The organism is Streptomyces humicola (genome assembly GCF_024436035.1).
Classification (GTDB): Bacteria; Actinomycetota; Actinomycetes; order Streptomycetales; family Streptomycetaceae; genus Streptantibioticus_B; species Streptantibioticus_B humicola.
In genome coordinates, this window is sequence record NZ_JANFNG010000030.1 from 20028 (window position 1) to 44943 (window position 24916).

At 69.6% G+C, this 24916-nt stretch carries 27 protein-coding genes and 1 pseudogene; 12 read left to right on the forward strand and 16 right to left on the reverse strand.

Going from position 1 to position 24916, the window contains the following annotated elements:
• Nucleotides 1–16: 16 nt before the first annotated feature.
• Entirely contained in the window at nucleotides 17–1420 is a 1404-nt protein-coding gene (gene aspA, locus NGB36_RS27015; protein WP_255923140.1) for an aspartate ammonia-lyase, read from the reverse strand.
• A gap of 12 nt (nucleotides 1421–1432) precedes the next feature.
• On the reverse strand, nucleotides 1433–2428 hold the full coding sequence (locus NGB36_RS27020) for an asparaginase (protein ID WP_255923141.1): 996 nt from the start codon (nucleotides 2426–2428) through the stop codon (nucleotides 1433–1435).
• A 128-nt stretch (nucleotides 2429–2556) separates the two neighbouring features.
• Here NGB36_RS27020 and NGB36_RS27025 point away from each other — a divergent pair, with 128 nt between their 5' ends.
• Complete coding sequence (locus NGB36_RS27025) at nucleotides 2557–3012, forward strand: Lrp/AsnC family transcriptional regulator (protein ID WP_255923142.1); 456 nt, start codon at nucleotides 2557–2559, stop codon at nucleotides 3010–3012.
• Between the two features lie 56 nt (nucleotides 3013–3068).
• Here the strand turns inward: NGB36_RS27025 and NGB36_RS27030 are convergent, their stop codons facing one another.
• Entirely contained in the window at nucleotides 3069–3215 is a 147-nt protein-coding gene (locus tag NGB36_RS27030) for a hypothetical protein (protein WP_255923143.1), read from the reverse strand.
• Nucleotides 3216–3365: 150 nt separating this feature from the next.
• Here NGB36_RS27030 and NGB36_RS27035 point away from each other — a divergent pair, with 150 nt between their 5' ends.
• From NGB36_RS27035 to NGB36_RS27065, 7 genes are read left to right on the forward strand one after another with little or no spacing between them, the layout of a single operon-like run.
• Complete coding sequence (locus NGB36_RS27035; RefSeq protein ID WP_255923144.1) at nucleotides 3366–3857, forward strand: hypothetical protein; 492 nt, start codon at nucleotides 3366–3368, stop codon at nucleotides 3855–3857.
• Entirely contained in the window at nucleotides 3854–4144 is a 291-nt protein-coding gene (locus NGB36_RS27040; RefSeq protein ID WP_255923145.1) for a monovalent cation/H+ antiporter complex subunit F, read from the forward strand. Before NGB36_RS27035 ends, NGB36_RS27040 begins: the two co-directional genes overlap by 4 nt.
• A gap of 1 nt (nucleotide 4145) precedes the next feature.
• The gene (locus NGB36_RS27045; RefSeq protein ID WP_255923146.1) at nucleotides 4146–4454 is read left to right on the forward strand and encodes a monovalent cation/H(+) antiporter subunit G; all 309 of its coding nucleotides are present in this window, start codon (nucleotides 4146–4148) and stop codon (nucleotides 4452–4454) included.
• Nucleotides 4451–4759, forward strand: coding sequence for a Na(+)/H(+) antiporter subunit B (locus NGB36_RS27050; protein ID WP_255923147.1), 309 nt, complete (start codon nucleotides 4451–4453; stop codon nucleotides 4757–4759). Before NGB36_RS27045 ends, NGB36_RS27050 begins: the two co-directional genes overlap by 4 nt.
• Nucleotides 4756–5511 carry an MnhB domain-containing protein gene (locus NGB36_RS27055; protein WP_255923148.1) on the forward strand — a complete coding sequence of 252 codons (756 nt, stop codon included), beginning with the start codon at nucleotides 4756–4758 and terminating at the stop codon, nucleotides 5509–5511. The genes NGB36_RS27050 and NGB36_RS27055 overlap by 4 nt, the downstream gene beginning before the upstream one ends.
• A complete protein-coding gene (locus NGB36_RS27060; protein WP_255923149.1) occupies nucleotides 5508–5852 on the forward strand; it encodes a sodium:proton antiporter in 345 nt (114 codons plus the stop codon). Before NGB36_RS27055 ends, NGB36_RS27060 begins: the two co-directional genes overlap by 4 nt.
• Nucleotides 5853–5866: 14 nt before the next feature.
• The gene (locus tag NGB36_RS27065) at nucleotides 5867–7714 is read left to right on the forward strand and encodes a complex I subunit 5 family protein (protein WP_255923150.1); all 1848 of its coding nucleotides are present in this window, start codon (nucleotides 5867–5869) and stop codon (nucleotides 7712–7714) included.
• Between the two features lie 4 nt (nucleotides 7715–7718).
• Here the strand turns inward: NGB36_RS27065 and NGB36_RS27070 are convergent, their stop codons facing one another.
• Nucleotides 7719–8099 (reverse strand): DUF488 domain-containing protein, encoded by a 381-nt coding sequence (locus NGB36_RS27070; protein WP_255923151.1) that lies wholly within the window; start codon nucleotides 8097–8099, stop codon nucleotides 7719–7721.
• Nucleotides 8100–8454: 355 nt separating this feature from the next.
• Nucleotides 8455–9315 carry an NAD(+)/NADH kinase gene (locus tag NGB36_RS27075; RefSeq protein ID WP_255923152.1) on the reverse strand — a complete coding sequence of 287 codons (861 nt, stop codon included), beginning with the start codon at nucleotides 9313–9315 and terminating at the stop codon, nucleotides 8455–8457.
• Nucleotides 9316–9490: 175 nt separating this feature from the next.
• Between NGB36_RS27075 and NGB36_RS27080 the strand changes: the two genes are divergently transcribed.
• Nucleotides 9491–11329 carry a glycoside hydrolase family 15 protein gene (locus NGB36_RS27080; protein ID WP_255923153.1) on the forward strand — a complete coding sequence of 613 codons (1839 nt, stop codon included), beginning with the start codon at nucleotides 9491–9493 and terminating at the stop codon, nucleotides 11327–11329.
• A gap of 31 nt (nucleotides 11330–11360) precedes the next feature.
• Here the strand turns inward: NGB36_RS27080 and NGB36_RS27085 are convergent, their stop codons facing one another.
• The 3 genes from NGB36_RS27085 to NGB36_RS27095 form a co-directional block, all read right to left on the reverse strand.
• Nucleotides 11361–13439 (reverse strand): SpoIIE family protein phosphatase, encoded by a 2079-nt coding sequence (locus NGB36_RS27085; RefSeq protein ID WP_255923154.1) that lies wholly within the window; start codon nucleotides 13437–13439, stop codon nucleotides 11361–11363.
• A 105-nt stretch (nucleotides 13440–13544) separates the two neighbouring features.
• Nucleotides 13545–13772: a hypothetical protein gene (locus NGB36_RS27090; RefSeq protein WP_255923155.1), complete on the reverse strand. Its 228-nt coding sequence runs from the start codon at nucleotides 13770–13772 to the stop codon at nucleotides 13545–13547.
• Between the two features lie 365 nt (nucleotides 13773–14137).
• Entirely contained in the window at nucleotides 14138–14554 is a 417-nt protein-coding gene (locus NGB36_RS27095) for a Fur family transcriptional regulator (RefSeq protein ID WP_255923156.1), read from the reverse strand.
• Nucleotides 14555–14818: 264 nt separating this feature from the next.
• On the opposite strand from NGB36_RS27095, the pseudogene NGB36_RS27100 reads away from it, so the two are divergent.
• The 3 genes and pseudogenes from NGB36_RS27100 to NGB36_RS27110 all read left to right on the forward strand — a co-directional run.
• Nucleotides 14819–15117: pseudogene (locus NGB36_RS27100) on the forward strand (Fur family transcriptional regulator); the annotation flags it as partial.
• A 33-nt stretch (nucleotides 15118–15150) separates the two neighbouring features.
• Complete coding sequence (gene katG, locus NGB36_RS27105) at nucleotides 15151–17382, forward strand: catalase/peroxidase HPI (protein ID WP_255923157.1); 2232 nt, start codon at nucleotides 15151–15153, stop codon at nucleotides 17380–17382.
• A gap of 212 nt (nucleotides 17383–17594) precedes the next feature.
• A complete protein-coding gene (locus tag NGB36_RS27110; RefSeq protein WP_255923158.1) occupies nucleotides 17595–19019 on the forward strand; it encodes an amino acid permease in 1425 nt (474 codons plus the stop codon).
• 76 nt (nucleotides 19020–19095) lie between these two features.
• On the opposite strand, the gene NGB36_RS27115 is transcribed toward NGB36_RS27110, so the two are convergent.
• The 8 genes from NGB36_RS27115 to NGB36_RS27150 are packed head-to-tail and all read right to left on the reverse strand — an operon-like array spanning nucleotide 19096 to nucleotide 24909.
• Complete coding sequence (locus tag NGB36_RS27115) at nucleotides 19096–19386, reverse strand: putative quinol monooxygenase (RefSeq protein WP_255923159.1); 291 nt, start codon at nucleotides 19384–19386, stop codon at nucleotides 19096–19098.
• A 17-nt stretch (nucleotides 19387–19403) separates the two neighbouring features.
• Nucleotides 19404–20150, reverse strand: a complete 747-nt coding sequence (locus tag NGB36_RS27120) for an iron-sulfur cluster assembly protein (RefSeq protein ID WP_255923160.1) — start codon at nucleotides 20148–20150, stop codon at nucleotides 19404–19406.
• 25 nt (nucleotides 20151–20175) lie between these two features.
• On the reverse strand, nucleotides 20176–21417 hold the full coding sequence (locus tag NGB36_RS27125) for an NAD(P)/FAD-dependent oxidoreductase (protein ID WP_255923161.1): 1242 nt from the start codon (nucleotides 21415–21417) through the stop codon (nucleotides 20176–20178).
• Nucleotides 21414–21740, reverse strand: a complete 327-nt coding sequence (locus NGB36_RS27130) for a Rieske (2Fe-2S) protein (RefSeq protein WP_255923162.1) — start codon at nucleotides 21738–21740, stop codon at nucleotides 21414–21416. The genes NGB36_RS27125 and NGB36_RS27130 overlap by 4 nt, the downstream gene beginning before the upstream one ends.
• Nucleotides 21737–22762, reverse strand: coding sequence for a ferritin family protein (locus NGB36_RS27135; RefSeq protein WP_255923163.1), 1026 nt, complete (start codon nucleotides 22760–22762; stop codon nucleotides 21737–21739). Before NGB36_RS27135 ends, NGB36_RS27130 begins: the two co-directional genes overlap by 4 nt.
• A 4-nt stretch (nucleotides 22763–22766) precedes the next feature.
• Entirely contained in the window at nucleotides 22767–23075 is a 309-nt protein-coding gene (locus NGB36_RS27140; RefSeq protein WP_255923164.1) for an MmoB/DmpM family protein, read from the reverse strand.
• The gene (locus NGB36_RS27145) at nucleotides 23072–23380 is read right to left on the reverse strand and encodes a toluene-4-monooxygenase system B family protein (protein ID WP_255923165.1); all 309 of its coding nucleotides are present in this window, start codon (nucleotides 23378–23380) and stop codon (nucleotides 23072–23074) included. The genes NGB36_RS27140 and NGB36_RS27145 overlap by 4 nt, the downstream gene beginning before the upstream one ends.
• Nucleotides 23377–24909, reverse strand: coding sequence for a ferritin family protein (locus NGB36_RS27150; protein WP_255923166.1), 1533 nt, complete (start codon nucleotides 24907–24909; stop codon nucleotides 23377–23379). Before NGB36_RS27150 ends, NGB36_RS27145 begins: the two co-directional genes overlap by 4 nt.
• Between the last annotated feature and the right edge of the window lie 7 nt (nucleotides 24910–24916).

Below are 24916 nucleotides of genomic sequence, written 5' to 3' on the forward strand. Positions count from 1 at the left end.
CGCAGGTCGGCCGGAATCAGACCGGGTTGGCCAGGTTCTTCGGCCGCAGGATCTCCTGCAGCCGTTCCTTGCTCAGCAGCCCCTTGGCGAGGACCAGGTCGTGGACGGTGCCGCCGGTCGCGAGCGCTTCCTGGGCAACGGCAGTGGCCCGCTCGTAGCCGATGTGCGGGTTGAGTGCGGTGACCAGTCCGATCGAACGCCCCACGAGCTGCGCAAGGTAGTCGCGGTTGGCGGTGATGCCGCAGACGCAGCGTTCGGCGAGCGTCAAGCACCCGGCCCGCAGGTGGTCCAGGCTTTTGAGCAGGCTGTGGACGATGACCGGCTCGAAGGCGTTGAGTTGCAGCTGCCCTGCTTCCGCGGCGAAGGTGACGGTAACGTCGTTTCCGATCACCTCGAAGGCGATCTGGTTGACGACCTCGGGGATCACCGGGTTGACCTTGCCGGGCATGATGCTGGAACCGGCCTGTACGGGTGGGAGATTGATCTCGCCGAAGCCGGCCCGCGGGCCGCACGAGAGCAGGCGCAGGTCGTTGCAGGTCTTGGAGAGCTTCACCGCGATGCGCTTGAGCACGCCCGACAACTGGACGAACGCCCCGGCATCCTGGGTGGCCTCGACGAGGTCTCCGGCGCTCCTCAGCGGTATGCCGGTGATCGCTGAGAGGTGGTCACGGGCGACCGCCGCATAGCGCGGATGGGCGTTGAGGCCGGTGCCGATCGCCGTCCCGCCGAGGTTGATCTCACGGATCAGGTCGCAGGCCTCCTCCAGACGCAGCCGGTCCTCGTCGAGCATGACGGCGTACGTGGCGAACTCCTGGCCGAGCGTCATGGGCACCGCGTCCTGCAGCTGGGTGCGGCCCATCTTGAGGACGTCCGCGAACTCCTCGGCCTTCGCCTCGAAGGACTCCCGCAGGACGTTCATGGCGTCGAGCAGACGGTGGGCGACGAGGTGCAGCGCGACCTTGACGGCGGTCGGATACACGTCGTTGGTGCTCTGCCCGGCGTTGACGTGTTCGAGGGGGTGCAGGTGCTTGTAGTCGCCCCGCTCGTGGCCGAGGAGCTCCAACGCACGGTTGGCGATCACCTCGTTGGCGTTCATGTTGGTGGACGTACCCGCCCCGCCCTGGATGACGTCGACGACGAAGTGGTCGTGCAGCCGCCCGGCGCGGATCTCCTCGCACGCCGCCTCGATGGCTGACGCCTTGCCGGCGTCCAGCAGGCCGAGTTCGCGATTGGCACGGGCCGCGGCCTGCTTCACACAGGCGAGGGCGACGACGAGGTCGGGGCAGGAGGAGACGGGCGTGCCGGTGATGGGGAAGTTCTCCGTGGCCCGCAGCGTGTGGACGCCGAAGTATGCGGCGGCGGGGACCTCGCGGTCACCGAGCAGGTCGTGCTCCGTGCGGTGCGGTGCGGCGGTTGGCATGTCGGTTCCTGTTCAGGACGGGATGGTGGAGGGGAGGTGGAGCAACCGGCGGAGCGTCGTGACGCGTGCGGACGGCGTGTCGGAGGCCAGCAGGGCGGCGAGCACTGCCGTCCGTGCCTGCCCCGCACGCAGGGTGCCCGTGAGGACCGCACCGGCCGCGGCGAGGTCGACGGCTCCGCCTCCGCCGTAGATCTCGGCGACGGGGCCCTCGGGAACACGGGTCGTCAGCGCCACGACCACCCCGGATGCGACCGCCTCCGCCACGGCCTCGGCGATGTCGGGGGTGGTGTTGCCCGCGCCGGTGCCGACCACCACGATGCCCTGCGCGCCTGCGGCCACCGCCGCCTTCAGCAACAGCGGGTCGGCGTCGCAGTGGTGCATGATCATGTCGACGCGCGGCGCGGTCACGTCCGCCGGCGGCAGAGGCAGCGGCTCCGGCCGATCGGGCCGCCTGCGTATGCACACGCCGCCGAAGCCGACTTCTCCGACATGCGAACCCGACGGGTCGTCGAACGCCCTGGGGGCGAGCGTGTGCATCTTCACGGTGCCGCGGGCTGCGTGCACCACACCGTCGAACGCCACCAGCACGCCGAGGTCGCGAACGGAGGCCGCGGTGAGCAGGGCGTCGTGGAGGTTGCCCGCCGCGTCGCCGTCCGCGGCTTCGAGAGGCCGCTGTGCACCGGTGAAGACGACAGGTCGTGGATCGTCGTGGTGGAGGTCGAGCAGGAAGGCCGACTCCTCCAGGGTGTCGGTGCCGTGCGTGACGACGATGCCGTCCACATCGGGGTCGGCGAGCGCGGCGTGCACCGCGCGCATCAGGGTGAGCTGGTGCGCGGTGGTCAGCCGGGAGCTGTTCACGCTGAAAAGGTCGACGACCTCCGTCACGATCCCTTCCGGAACCGCCGCACGGGCGAGCACGTCGTGGCCGTTGGCCTCGGCGACGTACCCGGAGCCCTGCCAGCGGCTGGCGATCGTCCCGCCGGTGCTCATGACGACGACGCGTCCCACGTTCCCCTGCCCCTCATACGGATCATACGGATGGTGCCGGATGTGCGCCGCAACAATAGGGCAAACCGCGCGCAATGTGATCGCTGGTTTTCGCGCAATGGCGCCAGAGCGGGGCTGATAATTGCGCTATGGATCAAATCGATCGCAATATCTTGCGCGAGCTCCAGAAGGACGGCCGGCTGACCAACCAGGAACTGGCGCAGCGCGTCGGGCTCACCGCCTCCCCCTGCATGCGCAGAGTCCGCCAGCTGGAACAGGACGGCGTCATCCAGGGCTACCGCGCCGTGATCGACCCCGAGGCCGTCGGCAGGGGGTTCGAGGTGCTCGTCTCGATCGAGGTCAAGCGAGACCGTGAGGCGGTCGAGGCGGTCGAGGCCGCCCTGCAGGACATCCCGGACGTCATCGAGGCGTACCGGCTCTTCGGCAGCCCCGGCTGCCTGCTGCGCATCGCCGTCGCCGACATCACCGCCTACGAGCAGTTGTGGATCGAACGGCTCACCACCCTGTCCGGCGTCACCGAGGTCAACTCGCAGATCGTGATGAAGCGCATCAAGGAACCGCACTTCCTGCCGGTGGACGGCTGACGGGCGGCGCGGAACCGGCGGCGGGCGCGGTCAGTCGCTGGGCGCGCGGCAGCGCGTCAGTCCCGCTCCTCGTCGCCCAACGGCGCCCCGCAGTTCTGGCAGTGGTCCAGCGACAACTCCTCCCGGAAGCTGCCGCAGTCGGCACAGACCCGGGCCAGCCAGCACGCCGGATCGCCGCCTTCCGGTCCGTCCGTCTCATCCATGCATCCATCCTCGCAGCACCCATGGTGCTGCTCCATCACGGTGATGCTCCGCCCGCTCGGCCGCCCTCCCCGGCGTGCGCAAGGCATCGGAAACGCCGAGCGGGGTACACGTTGCTGGTCTGTTCCCGGGCGTACCGGTGAGGAGGGGCGATGCGGCGTTCGTGGCTCGGAGCCTTGCGCGAGGCGCTGGTGTGGTGGGCCCTGCTGGTCGTTGTCGACCTGATGTTCATCAGCACGGTCTCGGTGCTCGAACTCGTCGTGGCCGCAGGGGGAGCGGCGATCGCCGCGGTCGCCGCCCGCGGCGTGCACACCGTATCGGGCGCCGGGCCGGGCGGTACCCGGCGGTGGGGCGCGGCGGCTCTCGCGTGGCCCGGCGCGGTGCTCACCGACACCGTGCGGCTGTTCGCCGTGACCGCACGCACCCTGTGCGGCCGCCCGGTCGAGGGCCGGTGGCAGACCGTGACGCTTGTGTCCGGAACCGGCGCGGCATGGGCCTGCGGCCTGCTGTCGTCCACTCCCGGCGCGTACGTCGTCGACGTCCGCGGACAGCAGCCGGGAGCCGGGGAGGCGCTCGTCGTCCACGTCGTGATCGACGACCGGACGCGGCTGGAACGCGTGCTCACCGCTGGAGGGCGCCGGTGAACGCGTGGCTGCTCGCGACCGCGGTCCTGCTGACCCTGGGGCTGCCGCCGTGCCTGTGGGCGGCGAGCCGCGGGCCCGCGCATGAACGCCTCGCTGGGCTCAACCTGGCGACCACCGTTGCCACCGTGCTCTTCCTGGTGACCGCGCAGGGCTTCGGCCGCAGCTCCTATGCCGACCTCGCCCTCGTCCTTGCCGTTCTGGGACCTGCCGGAACCCTGGTCTTCGCCCGCTTCCTCGGCGGACGCTCGATGGACGCCGCCGACACCGAGCCGCACACGGAGGCATGAGATGACGCTGCGTCATGTGTGCGCACTGGTCCTGCTCGTCGGCGGGATCGGCGTACTGCTGCTGTCGGCCGCATGCCTGGTGGCGCTCCCGCGGCCGTACCAGCGGCTGCACGCTCTCACCCCCGCCACCTCCGTCGGCGCGCCGCTCGTCGCACTCGCCGCGGCCGTCGACACCGGGCCCGGGCGCGCCGCCGTCAAGCTGATCCTCATCGCCGCACTGATCGCCCTGGGCGGCCCGGTCACCACCATGGCAATCGGCAGGGCGACGGCCCAGCACGACCGCGTGCTGCCGAGGGACTCCCCGCAATGAACGGCGCAGCGAACGGGGCCGTCGACGAGTATCTGATCGTCGTCGCACTGCTGCTGGTGACGGTGAGCGCGACCGCGGCGGCGCTCACCCGGGATCCGGTGCGTCAGGCCGTACTGCTCGCCATGCTCGGTCTGTCCCTCGCGGTGCTCTTCACGCTCCTGCAGGCGCCCGACGTGGCACTGTCCCAGTTGGCGGTGGGGACAGCGGTCACGCCGCTGTTGATCCTGCTGACGGTACGGAAGGTGCGTCGCGCCCCCGGTCCGCGCAACGGCCGGGACCGGCGCGGGGACGGAGCGCGCCGATGAGCCGTACCGCGCGCATCCGGCTCTTCTGGGCAGCGGCGGTGGTCTTCGCCGTCGCGTATGCGGCCGCCTGCACGGGACTGCCGCGCTTCGGGACCCTGGCGCATCCCTACGCCACCCGCGCGGTGGCGGCGGCCCTCCACCAGCGCACCGCCAACGTCGTCTCCTCCGTCAATTTCGACCAGCGAGCCTTCGACACCCTCGGGGAGGAATCCATCCTGTTCGCCGCGGTGCTGGGCACTATCGTGCTGCTGCGCCACGCACGCGACGAGCGCACCGGCCGGCCGAGGCCGGGACGGGTGCTGCCCAGCACCCGCCTGCTCGGCATGGTGCTGCTGCCGGTCACCCTGCTCACCGGTGTCTACATCGTCGCGCACGGCCAACTGTCGCCGGGAGGCGGCTTCCAGGGCGGCGTCATTCTCGCCACCGGACTGCATCTGGCGTACGTGGCCGCGGACTACCGCGTCCTGAAGCGGATCCGGCCGCTGGCTTTTCTCGATGCGGCCGATGCCGCGGGCGCGGGCGCGTTCGCGGCGCTCGGCCTGGCCGGGCTGGTCGCGGGCGGCGCCTATCTGCAGAACGTGCTGCCGCTCGGCACCTTCGGGCAGCTCTCCTCCGGCGGACTGGTCCCCGTCGTCAATGCGGCGGTCGGCGTCGAGGTCGGTGCGGGGGTCATCGTGCTGCTCGCCTTCTTCCTCGACCAGGCCGTCGAGGTGAGGTCGCCGGAGGAGCACGGCACCGGAGGCGGCGGATGACGATCCTGCCCTTCCTGGCGGCCGGCTGGATCTTCCTCGCCGGGGTGCACGGGATGGTCACCAGCCGCAACGCCATCCATGCCGTCGGCTGCCTTGCCGTCGCCCAGTCGTCGACGTACGTGCTGCTGCTGGCCGTCGGATTCCGGCGCGGCGGCACGGCACCGTACTTCTCCGACACCTCGCTGCGCACGCGCGTCGTCGATCCCGTCGTCCAGGCCCTCGCCCTCACCGACGTCGTGGTGGGCGCGACCGTCACCGCACTGCTGCTGGGACTCGCCATGCAGGTGCGCAAGCGGCACGGCACGGTCGACCCGGACGCCCTCACCGGGCTCAAGGGCTAGGGCGGGCCGACGAGGTGCGCACCGCGGATCTGCTGCCGCTCGCCGTCGCCGTCCCGCTGCTCGGCGCCGTCGCTCTCGTCATCGGCGGGCGGTGGCTGCCACGGGTGGCCACCGACGCCCTGGCCACCGTCTGGGCGGCGATGGACGTCGCCGATCTGGCCTGGCTCTGGGCGGGTACCGGCGACGGCCACAGCGTCTCCTGGCTCGGCGGCTGGTATCCGCGGCGCGGTGAGAGCGTCGGGATCGTGTTGGCCGGCGACCGGATCGGCATCGGCCTGGCGCTGCTGACCGCCACGCTCGTCCTCGCCGTCATCGTCTACTCCTGGCGCTACTTCGAGGAGCCGCCCGCGCAGCACGCGGGGACCTTCCCCGCCCTGATCCTCCTCTTCGAGGCCGGCATGTGCGGCTTCGCGCTCACCGGCGATCTGTTCGATGCGTTCGTCTTCTTCGAACTCATGGGCGCGGTGGCCTACGCGCTCACCGGGTACCGCATCGAGGACCCGCGTCCGGTGCAGGGCGCCTTGATCTTCGGCATCGTCAACTCAATCGGTGCCTACTGCTCGTTGCTGGGCATCGGCCTGCTCTACGCCCGCACCGGGGAACTCGGTCTCGCACAGATCGGGTCGGCACTGCAGACGCATCGGGCGGACGCCCTTGAGGTGGTCGCGTTCGTATTCGTCATGACGGGACTGCTGGTCAAGGCGGCGGTGGTGCCGTTCCATTTCTGGCTGCCGGATGCCCACTCCGTCGCACCGACTCCCGTGTGCATGCTGCTCTCCGGCGTCATGGTCGAACTCGGCGTCTACGGCGCCGCGCGCGTCTACTGGACCGTCTTCTCCGGCCCGCACGGCATCCCGCACCCACATCTGCGGACCGCGTTCGTCGCCGCGGGTGTGCTGACCGCGCTGGTGGGAGCGGTGATGTGCTGGCAACAGCGCCACCTCAAGCGCATGCTCGCCTTCTCCACCGTCGGCCATGTCGGACTCTTCCTCGCCGGGATGGCGCTGCTCACGCCCGCCGGGACGGCAGGGGTGGCCCTCTACGTCGCGGCTCACGCCGGCGTCAAGGCGGCCCTCTTCGGCACCACGGGCGTCCTCCTCGACCGGCACGGATCCGTCGACGAACACGGACTGCACGGCCGCGGACGCGATCTGCCGCTCGCCGGTGCGATGTTCACCCTCGGCGGGCTCGCGCTCGCCGGGCTGCCGCCGTTCGGCACCGCACTGGGCAAGGCGGTCACCGAACACGCGGCTGAAGGCCGATTCCCCTGGCTTTCCGCCGTGTTCGTTGTCGTCTCGGCGGCGACGGGCGGGGCCGTACTGCGGGCGGCCGCCCGCATCTTCGGCGGCGCCGGGCCCCGGCCGCAAGAGCACTACGCCGGACCCGAGACCACCGGCAGCGGCGAGGAGCCCGAGATCCGCGATCCGCAGCGGCGTATCCCGGCCCCCATGCTCGCCGTTCCCGCCATCCTGCTGTGCACGTCGCTGGCCGTCGGGGTGCTGCCCGCGCTCGCCGGGTCACTCGCTCGCGCTGCACGGCAGTTCACCGATCGCACCGCGTACGCCGCCGCCGTCCAGGGGCACGCCATCGCACCGGCCGCCGCGGTCCCGGACGTCGGCTGGAGCACCGAGGGTGTCGCCCTGGCGCTCGCCTCGACCGTCCTGGCCGCCCTCCTCGCCGCCGCGGCCATCTGGGGTCCCGCGCTTGCGTGGCGGGGCATGGGCACTGCCCGCGCGGCGCTCCGAGCCGCCGGGCGGAGTGTCGTGCTTCCGCTGCGCCGGTTGCACTCGGGCCACCTCGGCGACTACGTCAGCTGGCTGGTCGTCGGTGTGGCGCTGCTCCTGCTCGTCATGGCGGCGTAGGGCGTCAGGTGGATCGTCCCGAACCTGTCAGCCACTCGGCGAGCACGGCCGCCTGGCTGTGGTCCACATCCTTGGTGGCCGTCAGCAGCGTGAGCTTGTCGTGGCCGGCGAGATCACGCAGATGTCCCGCCGCCTCCCGGTGCCCCGAGTCACGCAGTTCGTCGAGGTAGCGGCGGCGGAACTCCGGGAAACGGCTGGGCTCGTGGCCGTACCACTTGCGCAGTTCCGTCGAGGGGGCGACATCGCGCAGCCACTCGTCGAGGTGCGCCTCTTGCTTGCGCATCCCTCGCGGCCAGACGCGATCGACGAGCACCCGTTTGCCGTCCGTCGGCGAGGTCTCCTCGTAGACCCGGCGGTAGGTGATCTGCTTGCTCTGCCTGGCCATGATCGCACCTCCTGAGCGGCCTGACCGCCCTTCCGGCACGTTCATTTTATCGGGATTGGTCTATAGGTATTGATCGTTCGCACCCGGGTTGTGGACCACGCTGGATTCCATCGGCCGGCACCTGGGCCGCACCGGCTGGAATCCGGCTGGAATGCGATCCGGCCGGCCATCTCCATCGACGCACTGTGGATCAAGATCCGCTCAGGATCACTGATCTCCACGCCCGTCCACCCGGCCGTCGGCGTGGACATGGACGGCTGCACGGCCCAGGAGCCGTCCGAGAGTCCGGGACGTCTCGACAATGCCGGTCCGCAATACCGGTGCGCGGTGACGTGCGCCGTCGTCCGGTGGCTGTTCACTCGGGTTCGACCGAGCCGGTGAGCCGCAGCTTGCGCTGGGCGCGCTGGTAGAAGGTGGTACGGCCGAGGCGGACGACGCGTGCCGCAGCGGGCAGCATGGTCACGTCGACGACTTCGCCGGGAGGGACGTGCCCGACGAGGCGCCCGTCGGCCTCGACGGCGAGATGGCCGCTGTTGGAAAGGACCTCCAGGGAGAGCTTCTCGCCGCTGGAGAGGAACACCGACCGGTTGAACGCCGAGTGCGGGGCCACCGGCGTGATCAGCAGTCCTTCGGAGCCGGGGGAGACGATGGGGCCGCCCGCGGAGAAGCTGTAGGCGGTGGAACCGGTGGGCGTGGCGACGACTACCGCATCGGCGGTGTACCTCACGAAGGGGTGGCCCTGCACCCGTACCGCGACCGCCGCCGACCTGTGCCCGGGGCTGCGGAGGAGGACGACGTCGTTGAGCGCCGTCTCCTGCCCGGACCCGAAGCGGGCCAGCACGCCGGACCGGGTCTCCACCGTGAACCGTTGCTCGTCGATGGCGCAGAGCGCGTCGGACAGCTCGGGAACGTCGATCTCCGCGAGGAAACCCAGGCGTCCGACGTTCACGCCCAGGACAGGCGCACGGCCCCCGACCGACAGCCGCATCGCCCGCAGCATGGTGCCGTCCCCGCCCAGGCTGACCAGCAGGTCGGCAGCGGAGGCCAGCTCTTTGTCCCCGACCGGTACCGCTTCGCAGCCGATCCGCCCCACCTCGTCCGCGAGCCCGAGGACCTTCCCGCCGCGGGCGCGGGCCCAGCGAACGACGGCGTCCACGGTGGGGGCGCAGTTCCGCTCCGGGTGGAGCACCAGTCCGATGACGCTGATCAGTCCCATGGGCAGTCCGTCTGCAGTCCTCGGCGGGCGCCGGGTGCCCGCGTTCCGCTGCTCTTTCAGTGACGCACACCGAGGGCACCGCCGACAAGCGAACCCGAGCCCTTGGACAAGTCCGGATTTACGATGAAATGCGGATGCCGTTCCGTGACGGCTCCGTACTGCCAAGGAGGCCGGCATGACATTCGCAGATGCCGGATTCGGGCGGACGACGGATGGCTCACGCTATCTGCCGATCGCCGAACACGGACTGATCGGCGATCTTCGCACGGCGGCGCTCGTGGGCACCGACGGCACCATCGACTGGTACTGCTGCCCGACGTTCGACTCGCCCAGCGTGTTCGCCTCGATCCTCGACGCCGATAGGGGCGGATCGTTCGAGCTGACGGCGGACGTACCGACGCGGACCCGCCAGTTCTACTTTCCCGACACCAATGTCCTGATCACACGTTTCTTCGCCGCTGACGGCGTGGCCGAGATCCAGGACTTCATGCCCATCGCCGGTGAGTCGCGCGAGGCCGGCCGGCACCGGATAATCCGCCGGGTGGCGTGCATGCGGGGGACGCTGCCGTTCCGGGTGCGAGTGGCCCCGCGCTTCGACTACGGCACAGAGCCGCACACGGTGCAGGTGCAGGCCAACGAGGCGCTGTTCCGGTCATCGGCGCTGTCGCTCGCTTTGACCTCCACTGTGACCGTCGAGCAGGACGGTGCGGATGTGGTAGCGCGGTTCAAGCTCGTCGAGGGCGAGACCGCCGTCTTCGCCCTCGATCAGGTCGGCGGAGAGGTCAGGACGCGGGCCTGCCCGCATGCCGAGGCCGAGGGCGAGTTCGAGAGCACTGTCGCGTTCTGGCGCCACTGGCTGGCGGGATCGAGCTACCGCGGACGCTGGCGTGAGATGGTCCACCGCTCGGCCTTGACGCTGAAGCTGCTCACGTACGCGCCAACCGGCGCCATCGTCGCCGCCCCCACCACCAGCCTGCCGGAGCAGATCGGAGGCGAACGCAACTGGGACTACCGCTATGTGTGGGTCCGTGACGCCGCGTTCTGCATTTACGCCATGCTCAGACTGGGGTTCACCGGTGAGGCCGAGGCGTTCATGGGTTTCCTCTCCGAACGCTGCATCATGTGCCATCAGGCTTCGTCAGGCCCGCTGCAGATCATGTACGGGATCGACGGGCGCGCCGATCTCACCGAGCGCCGACTGCCGCATCTGGAGGGCTATCTGGAGTCCGCTCCGGTGCGGGTGGGCAACGCCGCGGCCGACCAGCTCCAGCTGGACATCTACGGGGCGCTCATCGACTCCATCTACCTGTACGACAAATGGGGACAGCCGATCAGCAGCGACCGCTGGGACGAGGTGGGCTACCTGGTCGACTGGGTGTGCGACCACTGGGATCAGCCCGACCAGGGCGTCTGGGAGACCCGCGGGGGGCGCAAGAACTTCCTCTACTCACGGCTCATGTGCTGGGTGGCGATCGAACGGGCCATCCGGATGGCGAACCGGCGCGGGCTGCCCGCCGACCTCGTGCGCTGGCGCCAGTGCCGTGACGCGATCTACCGGCAGATCATGCAACGCGGCTGGTCGCAGGGTCGACAGGCATTCGTCCAGTGCCTCGACGACCAGATCCTCGACGCATCCGTGCTGATGATGCCGATGGCCAAGTTCATCTCGCCCGTCGACCCCAAATGGCTGGCGACGCTGGATGCGCTGAGCACGGACCTGGTCTCCGACTCACTGGTGTACCGCTACGACCCCGCGGCCAGCCCCGACGGCCTCCCGGGGCTGGAGGGCACCTTCTCGATCTGCTCCTTCTGGTACGTCGAGGCACTCACCCGGGCAGGACGCCTGGACGAGGCCCGGTTGGCCTTCGAGAAGATGCTCACCTACGCCAACCATCTCGGCCTGTACGCCGAGCAGATCGGACCGACGGGGGAACAACTCGGCAACTTCCCCCAGGCATTCACTCATCTGTCGCTGGTCAGTGCCGCCTTCAACCTGGACCGTGCCCTGGGCTGACGGACGGCCGCGGCCGGCGACCCCGAAGAACTCACGGAAGAGTGTGGCTGTTGTGTGCCGGTAGTGCTTGTTCGGCCCATACGGTTTTGCCCTGTCGGGTGTAGCGAACACCCCAATGCTGTGCCAGCTGGGCGACGAGGAAGAGCCCTCGGCCGCCCTCGTCGCTGGTTCGGGGGTGGCGCAGGTGGGGTGCGCTGCTGCTGCCGTCCGAGACCTCGCAGATCAGGGTTCGGTTGAGGATGAGCCGCAGTTGCACGGGGCCGGAGGCGTACCGGATGGCGTTCGTCACGAGCTCGCTGGCGATCAACTCGGTGGAGAACACAAGCGCTTCGAGTCCCCAGGCGTGGAGCTGCTGTCGGACCAGAGTGCGCGCGGTGGAGACGCTTGCTGCGTCCGCGGGCAGCGTTGAGGTCGCGACCCGGTCAGGGCCGAGCGCTCGGGTCCGGGCCGCGAGAATGACGGCGTCGTCCTTGGGCGGTGTCGGCAACAGCGCGTAGACGGCGGCATCGCACACGTCCTGAGCGGGACGTCCGGGTTCGGCCAGTACGCGGCAGAGCTGGTCGAGCGCTTCGTCGGCCTCGCCGGGGTGGGCGGACAACAGGCCGTTGGTGTAGAGGGCGAGGAGGCTTCCCTCACTCACACTGAGCTCCGTCATTTCGAAAGGCAGGCCGCCGACTCCGAGCGGGGGACCGGGAGCCGCGTCGAGAATATCGGGGGTGCCGTCGGGGCTGATGAGGACGGGCGGCGGGTGGCCCGCACGGGCCATGGTGCAACGCAGCGTGATCGGGTTGTACACCATGTAGACGCACGTGGCAGCCAGCGGTTGCTCGGCGGAGGCCCGCTCGTCGAACGGGTCCGGCGGCTCGTCCGCCAGCCGGATGACAAGCTCGTCGAGATGGGCGAGCAGTTCGTCGGGTGGCAGGTCGAGTGCCGCCATGGCGCGGATCGCTGCCCGCAGCCTGCCCATGGAGGCCGCGGCATACAGGCCGCGGCCTACGACATCGCCGACGACCAGTGCCACCCGTGCACCGGAGAGCGGGATGACGTCGAACCAGTCGCCGCCGGCACCGCTCACGCCGTTGACGGCGCCGGGCAGGTAGCAGTGGGCGGCTTCCACGGCGGGATGCTCGGGCAGCCGGGAAGGCAGCAGGCTGCGCTGGAGAACGGACGCCGTGCTGTGCTCACGCGTGTAGCGGCGTGCGTTGTCGATGCTCAGGGCGGCTCGACTGGCGATTTCCGCGGCAAGGGTGAGATCGTCCTCGTCGAAGGAGCTGGGACGCTGCGACCGGGAGAAGCACACCAGGCCGAGCGCGGCTCCGCGGGCGGAGAGCGGGATGAGCATCAGTGAGTGGGCGCCCGCCTCGATCAGCTGTGAGGTGCCGGTCTCGAGCCAGTCGCCGTCGCCCTTCGCCAGGTCGCGCACGAGGCGCGGCCGCAGATCGCTCAGGGTCTGGGTGTGGGGCGTGGGGAAGGGGTAGGTCACCGGTTCGCCCACTGCGGGGGACGCCTGCGCGGCCGTGTCGCGCACGGACTGGTATGCCACCCGCCGAAGGAGGGCTGTGCCGGCCCTCGGCCCGGGCGCAGGGAGCTCGCCGTGAATGACCGCGTCCAGCACGTCGACGACCACGGTGTCGGCCAGTGCGGGAACGGCGACCTCCGCAAGTTGTTCGGCAGTCCGAGTCACGTCGAGTACGGTGCCGATCCGAGCATCGGCCTGCCGGAGCAGATCCGAGCGTACGCGGGCGCGGGAGCTGTCGGTGACATCGCGCACCGAGGCCACAACGCCCAACGGGTGGCCCTCGTGGTCGTACATCGGATAGGCCGACACGGATATCACGTGTTCGCGTCCGGGGTCGCTGGGCGGAAAGCCCGGCTGTTCGACGTCCAGGCTCGGATCGCCGGAGTTCAGCACTTGCCGCAGCATCCGCTCCAGCCCTGCGCTGTCGATGCCATGGACCGCCTCGCCGAGACGCAAGCCAAGGCTTTCGTCGGATACGCCGAGCATGCGGTGTGCAGCGGCATTGATGCGCACCAGCCGCAGGTCCGGGTCGAACACGAACAGCCCGACGGTCCCCCTGGTGAACAGCGCCTCCACGATGGCCTCGTCCATGCAGTGGCTGCTGTGTCGCGTCCGGCGTGGCTCGTTCATATTCATCAATCTCGCCGTGCAGTGGCGCGCCGCGCCTGCATCCGTACCCGCGCTGGTCCCGCAGGTTCAGTAGCGCTGGGCCTTGACCACCTTGGGCGCCGCCGCCCGAGAGGCGGAGGCGGCCGTCGAGGCCGCCGAAGATTGCGCACCGCCGGGCCTGCTCGTCGAGCTGCTGGTGCATGCCGAGATGCCTGCCGCGATTCCGGTTGCGGCCACCACCCCGGCGCCGGAAGCCAGCGCTGCCGTCCGCAGCTCGTCGCGGCGGGCAGCGGTGCGCGTTTCGCCTCTGGTCAAGATATCTCCTCGGATCCCGGGCGGGCGGCGGGCCGGTGAAGCCGTAGCCGCTCACCTCAGCCTGCGCCGCGAGGCCCAGGGCCGCGACTGGTGGCGACCCGCACGGGGGAACCGTTGCCGACGGGGGCCGGAGCACATGCCCGTACGGGTTGCGGCGCGGTGGACCGCGCCCCATGAGCCCGTCCGGGGCACCAGAAGGTGCAAGCCGCGTGGCTGCCGCCCTGCCCGTCTCGCCGTTTCCCTCGACCGGACTCCGGGATGTGGTGGCACCGGGAGGCGTTGTGGTCGTCGTCGGCCTGGCGAGACCCGACGGATGGCGAGCCGCCGCTGATCAGCGGGGGACGGGACGGGATGCGCGGGCCGGATCAGGCACGGGCGCAGTCGGGGCACAGGCCCCGGTAGGTCACCTCGACCTCGGAGACGGTGAAGCCGAACCGCTCGGAGGCGGGCAGATCGGCCAGTGGGTCGCCGCCGGGGCGGACGTCCCGAATGGCGCCGCAGCCAGAGCACACCAGGTGCTGGTGGGGGCGGTGGGCGTTCGGGTCGTAGCGCTTGGCGCGGCCGTCAGTGGCCACCTCGATCACCTCGCCGAGCGCGACGAGCTCGCCGAGGGTGTTGTAGACGGTCGCGCGGGAGATCTCCGGCAGCCGGGCGGTGGCGCGCGCGAGCACCTCGTCGGCCGTGAGGTGAACGTGCTCGCCGTCGAGTACCTCGGCGACCACCCGGCGCTGGGCGGTCATCCGCCAGCCACGTCCGCGAAGCCGTTCCAGCAGGTCACTCATGCCCACCAACCTAACAGTGCAGCGTCTGATGAATGAATCCGTACGGGTCTGGTTGCCGTATTGACTTGGATTGAGTCCATCGTAGGATCGGGTCCGGCGGCAGCCAAGGGACAGGACAACAGCAGGGAACGCACGTGACGGTTCAGGAGACGGGTCCGCCCACCACCGAATCCGGTGCCCCGGGCGCGGACAACCAGAACAGCGAGCAGCGCGGCGCCGGCGCCTGGACGGTGCCCACCTCGACGTCTAGGCGATCGCACTCCGGGGGTGCGCGATCGCGTAGGCCGTATCTCCCTTCACCCCATGAGGCCCTCCATGCGCTCACCGGGTCGGGACTCGTACGCGGCATCGAGCCGGCCGGCAGCCCGGCCCGGTTCGAGGGATGCGTCGGCGACCACCACCACGTCGTGTGCCGGTCGTGCGGTGTCGTCGCTGCCGTCGACTGTCCGGTCGGCGAGGCCCCCTGCCTGACCGCGTCCGACGACCACGGCTTCTCGATCGACGAGGCCGAGGTCATCCACTGGGGCCTGTGCCCCGGCTGTTCCACCGCCCGCAGTGCCTGAACACCGTGATCCGTCTAGTCCGGAAGGATTCCCATGCCCGAGAACCATGACGCAAACGTCGTAGACGCGGCGACGGAGAGCGGAGGTGGCTGCCCCGTCGCACACGGCCGTGCCCCGCACCCGACTCAGGGCGGCGGAAACCGCCAGTGGTGGCCGGAGCGGCTCAACCTGAAGGTCCTCGCCAAGAACCCCGCCGTGGCCAACCCCCTCGGCGAGGAGTTCAACTACGCGGAGGCGTTCAAGACCCTCGATCTCCCGGCGGTGAAGCGGGACATCGCGGAGGTGCTGACGACCTCGCAGGACTGGTGGCCGGCGGACTACGGCAACTACGGTCCGTTCATCATCCGGATGGCGTGGCACAGCGCGGGCACCTACCGGATCAGTGACGGCCGCGGCGGCGCCGGGGCCGGCCAGCAGCGCTTCGCCCCCCTCAACAGCTGGCCGGACAACGCGAACCTCGACAAGGCCCGCCGCCTGCTGTGGCCGGTCAAGAAGAAGTACGGCCAGAACCTTTCGTGGGCCGACCTCATGATCCTCGCCGGCAACGTCGCCCTGGAGTCGATGGGCTTCAACACCTTCGGCTTCGCCGGCGGTCGTGAGGACGTCTGGGAGCCCGACGAGGACGTCTACTGGGGTCCGGAGTCCACCTGGCTCGGCGACGAGCGCTACACCGGCGAGCGGGAGCTCGAGAATCCCCTCGCCGCGGTCCAGATGGGCCTCATCTACGTCAACCCGGAGGGCCCGAACGGCAACCCCGACCCGCTCGCCGCGGCCCGGGACATCCGTGAGACGTTCCGCCGGATGGCGATGAACGACGAGGAGACCGTCGCCCTGATCGCGGGCGGCCACACCTTCGGCAAGACCCACGGTGCGGGCCCGGCGGACCACGTCGGCCCCGATCCCGAGGGTGCCTCGCTCGAGGAGCAGGGCCTCGGCTGGAAGAACGCCTACGGCACCGGCAAGGGCGGCGACGCGATCACCAGCGGTCTCGAGGGCGCGTGGACGCACACCCCGGTGACGTGGGACAACAGCTTCCTCGAGATCCTTTACGGCTACGAGTGGGAGCTGACCAAGAGCCCCGCCGGTGCGCACCAGTGGAAGCCGAAGGACGGCGCCGGGGCGGGCACAGTCCCCGACGCCCACGACCCGTCGAAGAGCCACGCCCCGACGATGCTGACGACCGACCTCGCGCTCCGGTTCGACCCGGTCTACGAGCAGATCTCGCGGCGCTTCCTCGAGAACCCCGAGGAGTTCGCGGACGCCTTCGCCCGGGCGTGGTTCAAGCTGACCCACCGTGACATGGGCCCGATCGTGCGCTACCTCGGCCCGGAGGTCCCGACTGAGACGCTGCTGTGGCAGGACCCCCTCCCCGCGGTGACGCACGAGCTCATCGACGCTGAGGACATCGCCTCCCTCAAGGGCCGGATCCTCGGCTCGGGCCTGTCGGTGTCCCAGCTCGTGTCCACCGCGTGGGCGTCGGCCTCGTCCTTCCGCGGCAGCGACAAGCGCGGCGGTGCCAACGGTGCGCGCATCCGCCTCGAGCCGCAGCGCGGGTGGGAGGTCAACGACCCGGACCAACTGGCCACGGTGCTGCGCACCCTGGAAGCGATCCAGGAAGCCTTCAACGCCACCCAGACCAGCGGCAAGCAGGTCTCTCTCGCCGACCTGATCGTGCTCGGCGGGTGTGCTGCCGTCGAGCAGGCCGCCAAGGACGCCGGCTTCGACGTCGAGGTCCCCTTCACGCCGGGCCGCGTGGACGCGTCGCAGGAACAGACCGACGTGGAGTCGTTCGCCGCGCTCGAACCGACCGCTGACGGATTCCGCAACTACCTCGGTAAGGGCAACCGGCTGCCGGCCGAGTACCTGCTGGTCGACCGGGCGAACCTGCTGACCCTGAGCGCCCCCGAGATGACGGTCCTCGTCGGTGGCCTTCGCGTCCTGGGCGCGAACCACCAGCAGTCGCCGCTGGGCGCCTTCACCACGACCCCCGGGTCGCTGACCAACGACTTCTTCGTCAACCTGCTCGACCTGGGCACGACGTGGAAGGCGACGTCCGGGGACGCGAACACGTTCGAGGGTCGCGACGCCGCTACGGGCGAGGTCAAGTGGACCGGCAGCCGTGCCGACCTCGTCTTCGGGTCGAACTCCGAGCTGCGCGCGCTCGCGGAGGTCTACGCGAGCGATGACGCGAAGGAGAAGTTCGTGAACGACTTCGTCGCGGCGTGGGACAAGGTGATGAACCTCGACCGGTTCGACCTCATCTGATCACGACGTCCAGGCCGGCCCGCGCCGGCCGGCCTGGACGTCCTCAATCCGAAGGCACTCGCGGATCCCACCTGGGTGAGCCCAGGGCGGGCCGCGGGCAGTCGCGCGTGGGCTGACCGTCGTTCGCCCGTACGGCCCCGCGCGGCGGCTTCCGCAGGTCCCGCGGTATCGCGATGATGGGCCGCCGTCAGGTGTCGTCGGAGGGACTGCTCATGAACGCGCTCCGGGCCGGACATGGCGTGTTGCGCCGCAAACCGATCGAGCGGGACGAGACATCCGAGAGGTTCGAGGAGGAACGGGCGGGCGGGAAGCTGACCGCCTCCCTCGGGCTGTGGCAGCTCACCGCGATCGGCGTCGGCGGCATCATCGGCGCCGGGATCTTCGCCCTCACCGGAGCGGTGGCGCACAGAACCGCTGGGCCCGCAGTCGTCATCTCGTTCCTCATCGCCGGGGTGGCGAGCGGGGCCGCCGCGCTCTCCTACGCGGAGTTCGCCGGGCTCATCCCCAAGGCCGGATCCGCCTACACCTACGGGTACGCAGTGCTCGGCGAGATCGTCGGCTGGTGCATCGGCTGGGACCTGCTGCTGGAGTACACGGCAATCGTCGCCGTCGTCGCCATCGGCATCGCCGGGTACTTCGAGTTCCTCATCAGCCAGCTCGGCGTGCACCTGCCGCTGTGGATACAGGGCGCGCCCGGCACCGGACCAGGCCGCAGGATCGATCTGTTCGCGGCCGTGCTCTGCCTGCTCATCGCGTTTCTGCTGACGCGCGGCGTCAGGAACGCGGCCCGCTTCGAGACCTCCGTCGTCGCCCTGAAGGTGCTGGTGGTGCTGCTGGTGATCGCGGTCGGGTTCTTTCACATCACCACCGCCAATTACCACCCGTTCTTCCCCTTCGGCGTCGGCGGCGCGTTCACGGGCGCTGCCACCGTTTTCTTTGCGGTCTTCGGGTACGACGCGATGAGCACCGCCGCCGAGGAATCCAAGGACGCGCAACGCCACATGCCCAAGGCGATCGTCTACTCGCTCGCCATCTCGATGGTGCTGTACGTCCTCGCGTGCCTGGTGCTGACGGGCATGCAGAACTACCGGTTCATCAACCCGGTGAGTGGCTTCGCCAGCGCGTTCAAGTCTGTGGGCCTGAACGGGATCGCCAACGTGGTCGCGCTGGGCGCGATCATCGGCATCCTGACCGTCATGTTCACCTTCATGTTCGGGGTGACGCGGGTGTGGTTCTCCATGAGCAGGGACGGGCTGATGCCCAGGTGGTTCGCCAAGACCGATCCGACGCACCATGTGCCGACCCGTGTCACCTGGATCGTCGGTGTCGCCTCAGCCGTCCTCGCCGGGTTGCTGCCGATCACCGTGGCTGCCGAGCTGACGAACATCGGCATCCTGCTCGCCTTCGTGGTGGTGAGCGTGTCTGTGATCGTCCTGCGTTACCGGCGGCCCGAGTTGCCCCGGTCGTTCCGCTGCCCGGGAGTGCCGGTGGTGCCCGGGATCGGCGCGGTGTTCTCCCTCTGGCTGATCACCTTTCTGCACTGGCAGACGTGGGCACGATTCGCGGTGTGGTTCCTGATCGGGCTCTTGGTGTACTTCGGCTACTCCTACCGCCACTCCGGGATGGAGAAGAGCTGACCTGGGAACCCTCTCCGTCGGCGGTGCGGGCTGTGGCGAGGCCGACGAGGAGACGCTGTCCGTCAACATCATGCGGTCAGACGATCACCTCGAACCGGGTGACGCTGCGCTCCGCCAGCTCGGGCAGGGCCTCGCCGAGGACGTAGGACTTGAAGGCCTCGGTCTCCCGGTGCTCCTCGTAACCGGACGCGTCGGTGTACTTCTCGTACAGCACGAAGGTGTCCGGATCCTCGGCGCTCACGTGCGCCTCGAACTGCAGCATCTTTTCCTCAGCGCGGTTGAGCGGCGCCACCGTCTCCAGGATCTTCCGGATGCGCGCGGCCCGGCCGGGCTTGGCCTTCCAGGTCGCGATGACCACGTGGGGCATGACTGTGTCCTTTCTCGTCAGAAGTGGGTGAAACCGATGGCGCGGAGCTGATCGCGGCCGTCTTCGCTGATGTCGGCCGGCCGCCAGGCCGGCAGCCAGGACCACTCGATGTGGAAGTCCGTCACGAGACGGGACTCCTCCAGGAGCACCGTGCGGATCTGGTCGCGCATCACCTGGGTCAGCGGGCAGGCGGCCGAGGTCAGGGTCATCGTGATGATCGCGTCACCGCCGGCGGCCACCTGGATGTCGCGGACGAAGCCCAGATCCACGATGTTGACACCGAGGTCCGGGTCGATCACCTGGTACAGGGCGTCACGGACCGCGACGGCACGGATGTCGGGCGGACCGGCCGCCGGGGGGGCGGGTGGCGCTTCCTCCCGCGGGGCCGGCTCTGCAGCGACATCCCCGGGAAGACCGTGCAGGCCTGCCGGCCGCAGCTCGATCCGCACGTCGGAGGTGGGACTGCTGATCCAGTCGGCCTTGCCGTGTGCCTTGCGGCGGACCCGGACGATGTCCTCGGCCGTCTCCGCAGTGCCGCCGAGCACGACCAGCTGCTCGGCGCCGAGGCCGGCCCGTCCTGCCCGGGCGAGTGCCTTGTCGATCAGTCGTGCCACCGGTTCGCAGGTCCGGCCGGGGCCGAGCCTCAGCTTCGCCACGGCCTGGACGGCCGTCAGCCCGCTGACCGATTCGAGCGCGGCGCTGGCGTCGGCCGCAGCGACCCGGGCCTGCCGCTCGTGGACTGTCAACACTCCGATACTGGTCATGGTGGTTCCTTCTCCGGTCGTGGGATCAGACTCGGGCGGCCGCCCCGCGGGTCCGCGGCACCAGCCGCTTGAGCGGGACCGACTCGTCCCGCAGCTGCTCGGCGTTCACCTGGTGCGGCTCGAACAGCAGGCGCCGCACCGCCAGCACGTCGCCGGGTCGGTTCAGCGAGACCACGCCCCGGATCCGGTCGCCGGCCAGGGAGAAGGCGGAGAAGCTCCGCTCCGCCATCGAGCCGCGGATCACCAGGCCGTCCGGATCCCGCGGCCGGCCTGCCGCCTGCAGGCTGTGCTCGTACTGGTCGGACCAGAACCAGTAGGTGTCGGCGTGCCCCTCGCTCGCGCCGGTCAGCGTGGCGGCGACGTTCGCGCCCTGGCGCAGCGCGTTGTCGTGGTGCTCGACGCGGATCCGGCTGCGGTAGACCGGGTGGTACTGGGCAGCGACGTCCCCGACCGCGTACACCCCGGGCGCCGTGGTCCGTCCGTACTCGTCGACCACAATCCCGTTGCCGGTGGCGAGCCCGGCCCGCACGGCGAGCTCCACATTGGGCTCGGATCCCACGCTCACCAGCACCAGATCGCATTCCACCCGCTTGCCGAGGTTGGTGGTCAGCAAGAGCCCGTCCCGGGTGCGCATGAGCGAGGTGGCGTACTCGCCCGGGCGGACATCCACGCCATGCTCCCGGTGGACCTCCGTCACAACGGTCCCGATCGCCGAACCGAGAGCCCGCTCCAGCGGAGTGCCGGCCGGCTCGAGCACGATGACGTGCTTGCCGAGCCCGGCCGCGGTGGCGGCGACCTCGCAGCCCACGAAGCCCGCGCCGAGGACGACAAGGCGCTGCGACCGTGCGAGTTCGGCGTGCAGCCGCCTCGCGTCCGCGGCGGTGCGCAGATGGTGCACGCGTTCACCGTCGAATCCGGGCAGCTTCCGTGGCCGTAGGCCGGTGGCGAGCACCAACGCGTCGTAGCCCAGCCGCTCGCCGGAGGACAGCGTCACCGACCGCGCACTCGGGTCGAACGACGCGACCCGGGTGCCCAACCGGAGCTCGACCTCCTGCTCGCCGTACCAGGCAGGTTCGCGGGCCTGCAGCTCGCCGAAGTCCGCGGTCCCTGCGAGGAACCCCTTCGACAGCAAAGGCCGCTCGTAGGGCAGATCCGGCTCTTCGCCGATCAGCGCGATCTGCCCGTCGAACCCGCGCCGGCGCAGATGGGAGGCGGCTGACGCGGCCGCGACGCCGCCTCCTACAAGCAGGTAGCGCCGCGTGCTCATCCGACGTCCACCAGGATCATGCCGTCCTCGTTCACCCGGCACGGGAAAGCGGTCAGGTGGCAATTGTCCGGATTGACGCCCCGGCCGTCGCGGGCGTCGAAGACCCACATGTGGCGCATGCAGGTGATCTCCTGTCCGTCGAAGTCGGCCTCGTCGAGCGCCCACGCCTGGTGCGGACACTTGTTCTCGTAGGCGCGGATCTCACCGTCCACGTTGACCAACAGGATCTTCTTGCCACCGATCTCGACGGGCTCCTTCTCGCCTTCCCAGAGGTCCTCGAGCGCCATGGCTTCCTGCCACTGACCGGTCATCGCGCTGCTCATCGCAATCCCTCGAACACCCTGGCGTGGAAGGCCTCGCGTGCGGCCCGGGCACCGGCGGCCACCTGGCTCGCGTCGTGACCGCGCTCCGGCCGTGTCTGCAGGAGCCCGCCCAGCCCCGCGGCGGCTTCGTCGGCGATCGGGGTCCAGCGCCGAATCCAGCGCCGCAGCGCTTCCTCGTTGCCGGGCTGTTGCTCCACGCAGAACGACACCAGTGCGGCGCTCCACCGGTTGCGCCGGTCACTGTCCGCCTGCAGGAACGAGGCCAGCAGCCACGACAGTTGGTCGCCGTTGTCACGGGAGACCTCCCGGAACTGGCGGATCAGCACGTCGTCCAGGGTGGGCGCGAGCACCAGGTTGAGCGCCGTGAACGCCTCGCCCCAGTCATAGGCGATCAGCGCCTTCTCGATCGCCCGGCGGGCTGGTTGCCAGCTCCCGTCGGTCTCCCAGATCCGCCGCTCACTCTCGCCGATCCCCGAGTCCGGGTGGGCGAGCTGCAACTCCCTGGTGCGGTACGCGGTGAGCGTGACCCGCCGCAGGAAGTCCGCGGCCGCGAACCCCGCGGCGTTCGTGATGTAGGACGTGGGCGCCATGTACCCGACGTAGGCCTCGATCTGCTGGCAACCGTGGACCAGGTACCGGGACGGGGTGTACAGACAACGCAGCAGGGCCAGTTGCCCGGGCAAGAGTGCGCGGTCCGCCTCCGCCTCGGCGTACTCCTCGAGCACGCCGCCGGTCTTCGCCTCGGCGTCGGCCTGCATCGAGACGTAGGCGCGGTAGGTCAGTGAGTCCGGGTCGCGGAACTGCTCCCAGTCCTCGGCCTGGAGTGGCGAGTTCTCCCGGTAGGTGAGGAACCACAGGTTCGCCGGCGACGACGGGTTCTGCTCGAACGCGGCAAGCCGGTTCGACCGGGTCGTCCAGTTCTGGGCGTGGGTCATCACCTCGTACTCGCTCGGCATCCTCCGGACGTCGCCGAAGGCGCTGAACGTACGGCGGGGACGCGGCTTCTTCGCCGGAACGGTCATCGGGTCACTCCCTTCCCGCCAGGGCGTCGCGGCGGGCGGACACCTTCTCCCAGGTGATCGAGTCGCTCGTGGTGATGATCCGGCCGTTGAACGAGGACATGATCGCCTCGAGCGAGCGGATCGCGTAGTCGGCGCCCAGGTAGGCGCGCAGGGTCTGTTGGGTGAGGGTGATGCGGTCCTCTGCCTGCACCCGGACGTAGGAGCCGCGGTCGATGACCTCGATCTCCTTTCCGGGGTTGTCGTCTTCGATCGCCGCGACGACCTTGTCGATCTCGTCCCCCATGCGCAGGATGGGGCCGACAGGATTCTTCACTTCGTTCCCTTCGGCAGGTCGTACTCGACACGGACGTGGTCGTGCGGCTCGATTCCCGCCTCGGCCACCGTCATCTCCGGGGGCAGACGCCGGCCGCGGTGGAAGACCACCTTCTCGTGAGGCAGGGCCCGCACCCGCTTGCCTTCGACGTGGTGCGCGACCGCCGCGGCGACCTCGCGGACGGTGTTCGCGGTGGTGACCGGCACCAGGATCTGGACGAAGTCGGTGGCGAAGATCGCGTTGAGCGGCACCAGCTGCGGTGGCTGGTCCTGCAGGTCGCGCTCGGCGGTGGAGTTGTCGGTCATGACTCCTCGCTCTCGGCCGGGGCCAGGGCCAGACCGGTCGCGGACCGGCCGACGTAGTCCTTCGTCCAGGCGGCGTAGTCCGGGTCGTCGCCCATCACGTCCGGGGTCAGGCCCATGTAGCCGAGAATGCCGCTGACGTCCATGGGCTGGATCTGGCCGGCCAGGAACCGGTCGATCACCGTCTCGTGATTGACGTTGTCGCGGTCCTTCCACCAGATCTGCCGACAGGCGTTGGTGCAGAAGTGGTGGGTCTTGCCGTCGTACTTCAGCGACCAGTCACGTACGCGCCAGCTGCCGTCGCGGGACTGTGTCGGGTTGCACGCCGGCAGGTGGCACATGTTGCACAGCCAGGGCAGGGTCTCCGGCAGCGTCGCCTCGACGTTGTTGGCGTTGATGTTGTCGATGATGACGTCCCACTTGTCGCCGTAGACGCCCTCCCAGTTCGGGTACTTCTCGCGCAGCCACTCACGCTCGTCCTTGCTCACCCCGGCCTTCGGCCGCCACCAGATGGTCGGTCGCCAGAACCAGAGGCCCATGTGCAGCGCGTGGTGCCAGGTGTCGAGGCCGCGCATGAACTCGTCCCAGAACCAGGGCTTCTTGAGTCCGTAGTCCTGGATGGTCCGTATGTATTGGTCGATGATCCACTCTTCCATGAACTCCCGGTAGGACTGCTTACGGTGTTCCAGCGGGGTGTAGTAGTCCATGGCCGGGCCGGTGAGCGCGGCGAACGCGCGGGCGGAGCCCCAGAAGCTCTTCTCGATGACCCACTGGGCGCGCACCGGGTCGTGCTCGACCAGGATCTCCAGCGTCGGGCCGCCCTGCTGGGAGTGGCGTGCCTCGTCGGTCTGGATCGAGGAGATCATGTTCGCGAAGTTGACGTCGCCGGACTGCAGCGCGTCCGCCGACAGAGCGACGAACTGGAGGTTGGTGAAGCCGGTCTCGAAGGTGAACGGCAGCTCGATCGCCAGGTCGACCACGTTCGGGGCGATCATCATGCCGTCGAACAGGTTCCGCAGCGAGATCGGCACCCAGCAGTTGGTGTGGAACGTCTTCTGTGTCCAGTCATACTGCGGGTCCTTGCCGACGAACTCGTGCCCGAAGAAGGTGGTGATCTGCGAGTGCCGCAGCTCGTCCAGTTGACCGAAGGTGGCCATGTTCCGCCAGGCGCCGTTGAGCCCGAAGCGGGCCATCTTCAGCTCGCCCAGCATCGCGGCGTACTCGACGAGGGCAATACCGCCGAAGTGCATCTTGGTGGAGGACTTCCAGCCCTCGTCGAGGGTGTCGAACGAACTGGACCGCTGCAGCGCCGCCTTCACCGCGTAGGCCGCGGACTCCTTCTCGCGCTGGGTCGCTACGTATTCGGGGTAGGTGACCTTGTAGTCCTCCTCCCACTTCAGCCAGGCCTCCCGCGGCACCTTTCCGGTGCCGCTGTGCCATTCCGGATACACCGCCTCGTCGTCGACGTAGGAGAAAGCCCAGTCGACGTCGCGGACGAAGTGCTGCCACTCTTCTCGCCTCAGCAGGCTCATCTGGTGT

Bases quoted from the DNA above. Each gene is read 5' to 3' on its own strand.
- NGB36_RS27080 (WP_255923153.1), top strand. From the start codon at position 9,491: ATGACATTCGCAGATGCCGGATTCGGGCGGACGACGGATGGCTCACGC.
- NGB36_RS27150 (WP_255923166.1), bottom strand. From the start codon at position 24,909: ATGAGCCTGCTGAGGCGAGAAGAGTGGCAGCACTTCGTCCGCGACGTC.
- NGB36_RS27030 (WP_255923143.1), bottom strand. From the start codon at position 3,215: ATGGATGAGACGGACGGACCGGAAGGCGGCGATCCGGCGTGCTGGCTG.
- NGB36_RS27135 (WP_255923163.1), bottom strand. From the start codon at position 22,762: ATGACCGTTCCGGCGAAGAAGCCGCGTCCCCGCCGTACGTTCAGCGCC.
- NGB36_RS27070 (WP_255923151.1), bottom strand. From the start codon at position 8,099: ATGGCCAGGCAGAGCAAGCAGATCACCTACCGCCGGGTCTACGAGGAG.
- NGB36_RS27110 (WP_255923158.1), top strand. From the start codon at position 17,595: ATGAACGCGCTCCGGGCCGGACATGGCGTGTTGCGCCGCAAACCGATC.
- katG (WP_255923157.1), top strand. From the start codon at position 15,151: ATGCCCGAGAACCATGACGCAAACGTCGTAGACGCGGCGACGGAGAGC.
- NGB36_RS27130 (WP_255923162.1), bottom strand. From the start codon at position 21,740: ATGAGCAGCGCGATGACCGGTCAGTGGCAGGAAGCCATGGCGCTCGAG.
- NGB36_RS27035 (WP_255923144.1), top strand. From the start codon at position 3,366: ATGCGGCGTTCGTGGCTCGGAGCCTTGCGCGAGGCGCTGGTGTGGTGG.
- aspA (WP_255923140.1), bottom strand. From the start codon at position 1,420: ATGCCAACCGCCGCACCGCACCGCACGGAGCACGACCTGCTCGGTGAC.
- NGB36_RS27115 (WP_255923159.1), bottom strand. From the start codon at position 19,386: ATGCCCCACGTGGTCATCGCGACCTGGAAGGCCAAGCCCGGCCGGGCC.
- NGB36_RS27060 (WP_255923149.1), top strand. From the start codon at position 5,508: ATGACGATCCTGCCCTTCCTGGCGGCCGGCTGGATCTTCCTCGCCGGG.
- NGB36_RS27145 (WP_255923165.1), bottom strand. From the start codon at position 23,380: ATGACCGACAACTCCACCGCCGAGCGCGACCTGCAGGACCAGCCACCG.
- NGB36_RS27025 (WP_255923142.1), top strand. From the start codon at position 2,557: ATGGATCAAATCGATCGCAATATCTTGCGCGAGCTCCAGAAGGACGGC.
- NGB36_RS27075 (WP_255923152.1), bottom strand. From the start codon at position 9,315: ATGGGACTGATCAGCGTCATCGGACTGGTGCTCCACCCGGAGCGGAAC.
- NGB36_RS27120 (WP_255923160.1), bottom strand. From the start codon at position 20,150: ATGACCAGTATCGGAGTGTTGACAGTCCACGAGCGGCAGGCCCGGGTC.
- NGB36_RS27095 (WP_255923156.1), bottom strand. From the start codon at position 14,554: ATGAGTGACCTGCTGGAACGGCTTCGCGGACGTGGCTGGCGGATGACC.
- NGB36_RS27125 (WP_255923161.1), bottom strand. From the start codon at position 21,417: ATGAGCACGCGGCGCTACCTGCTTGTAGGAGGCGGCGTCGCGGCCGCG.
- NGB36_RS27085 (WP_255923154.1), bottom strand. From the start codon at position 13,439: ATGGACGAGGCCATCGTGGAGGCGCTGTTCACCAGGGGGACCGTCGGG.
- NGB36_RS27050 (WP_255923147.1), top strand. From the start codon at position 4,451: ATGAACGGCGCAGCGAACGGGGCCGTCGACGAGTATCTGATCGTCGTC.
- NGB36_RS27055 (WP_255923148.1), top strand. From the start codon at position 4,756: ATGAGCCGTACCGCGCGCATCCGGCTCTTCTGGGCAGCGGCGGTGGTC.
- NGB36_RS27045 (WP_255923146.1), top strand. From the start codon at position 4,146: ATGACGCTGCGTCATGTGTGCGCACTGGTCCTGCTCGTCGGCGGGATC.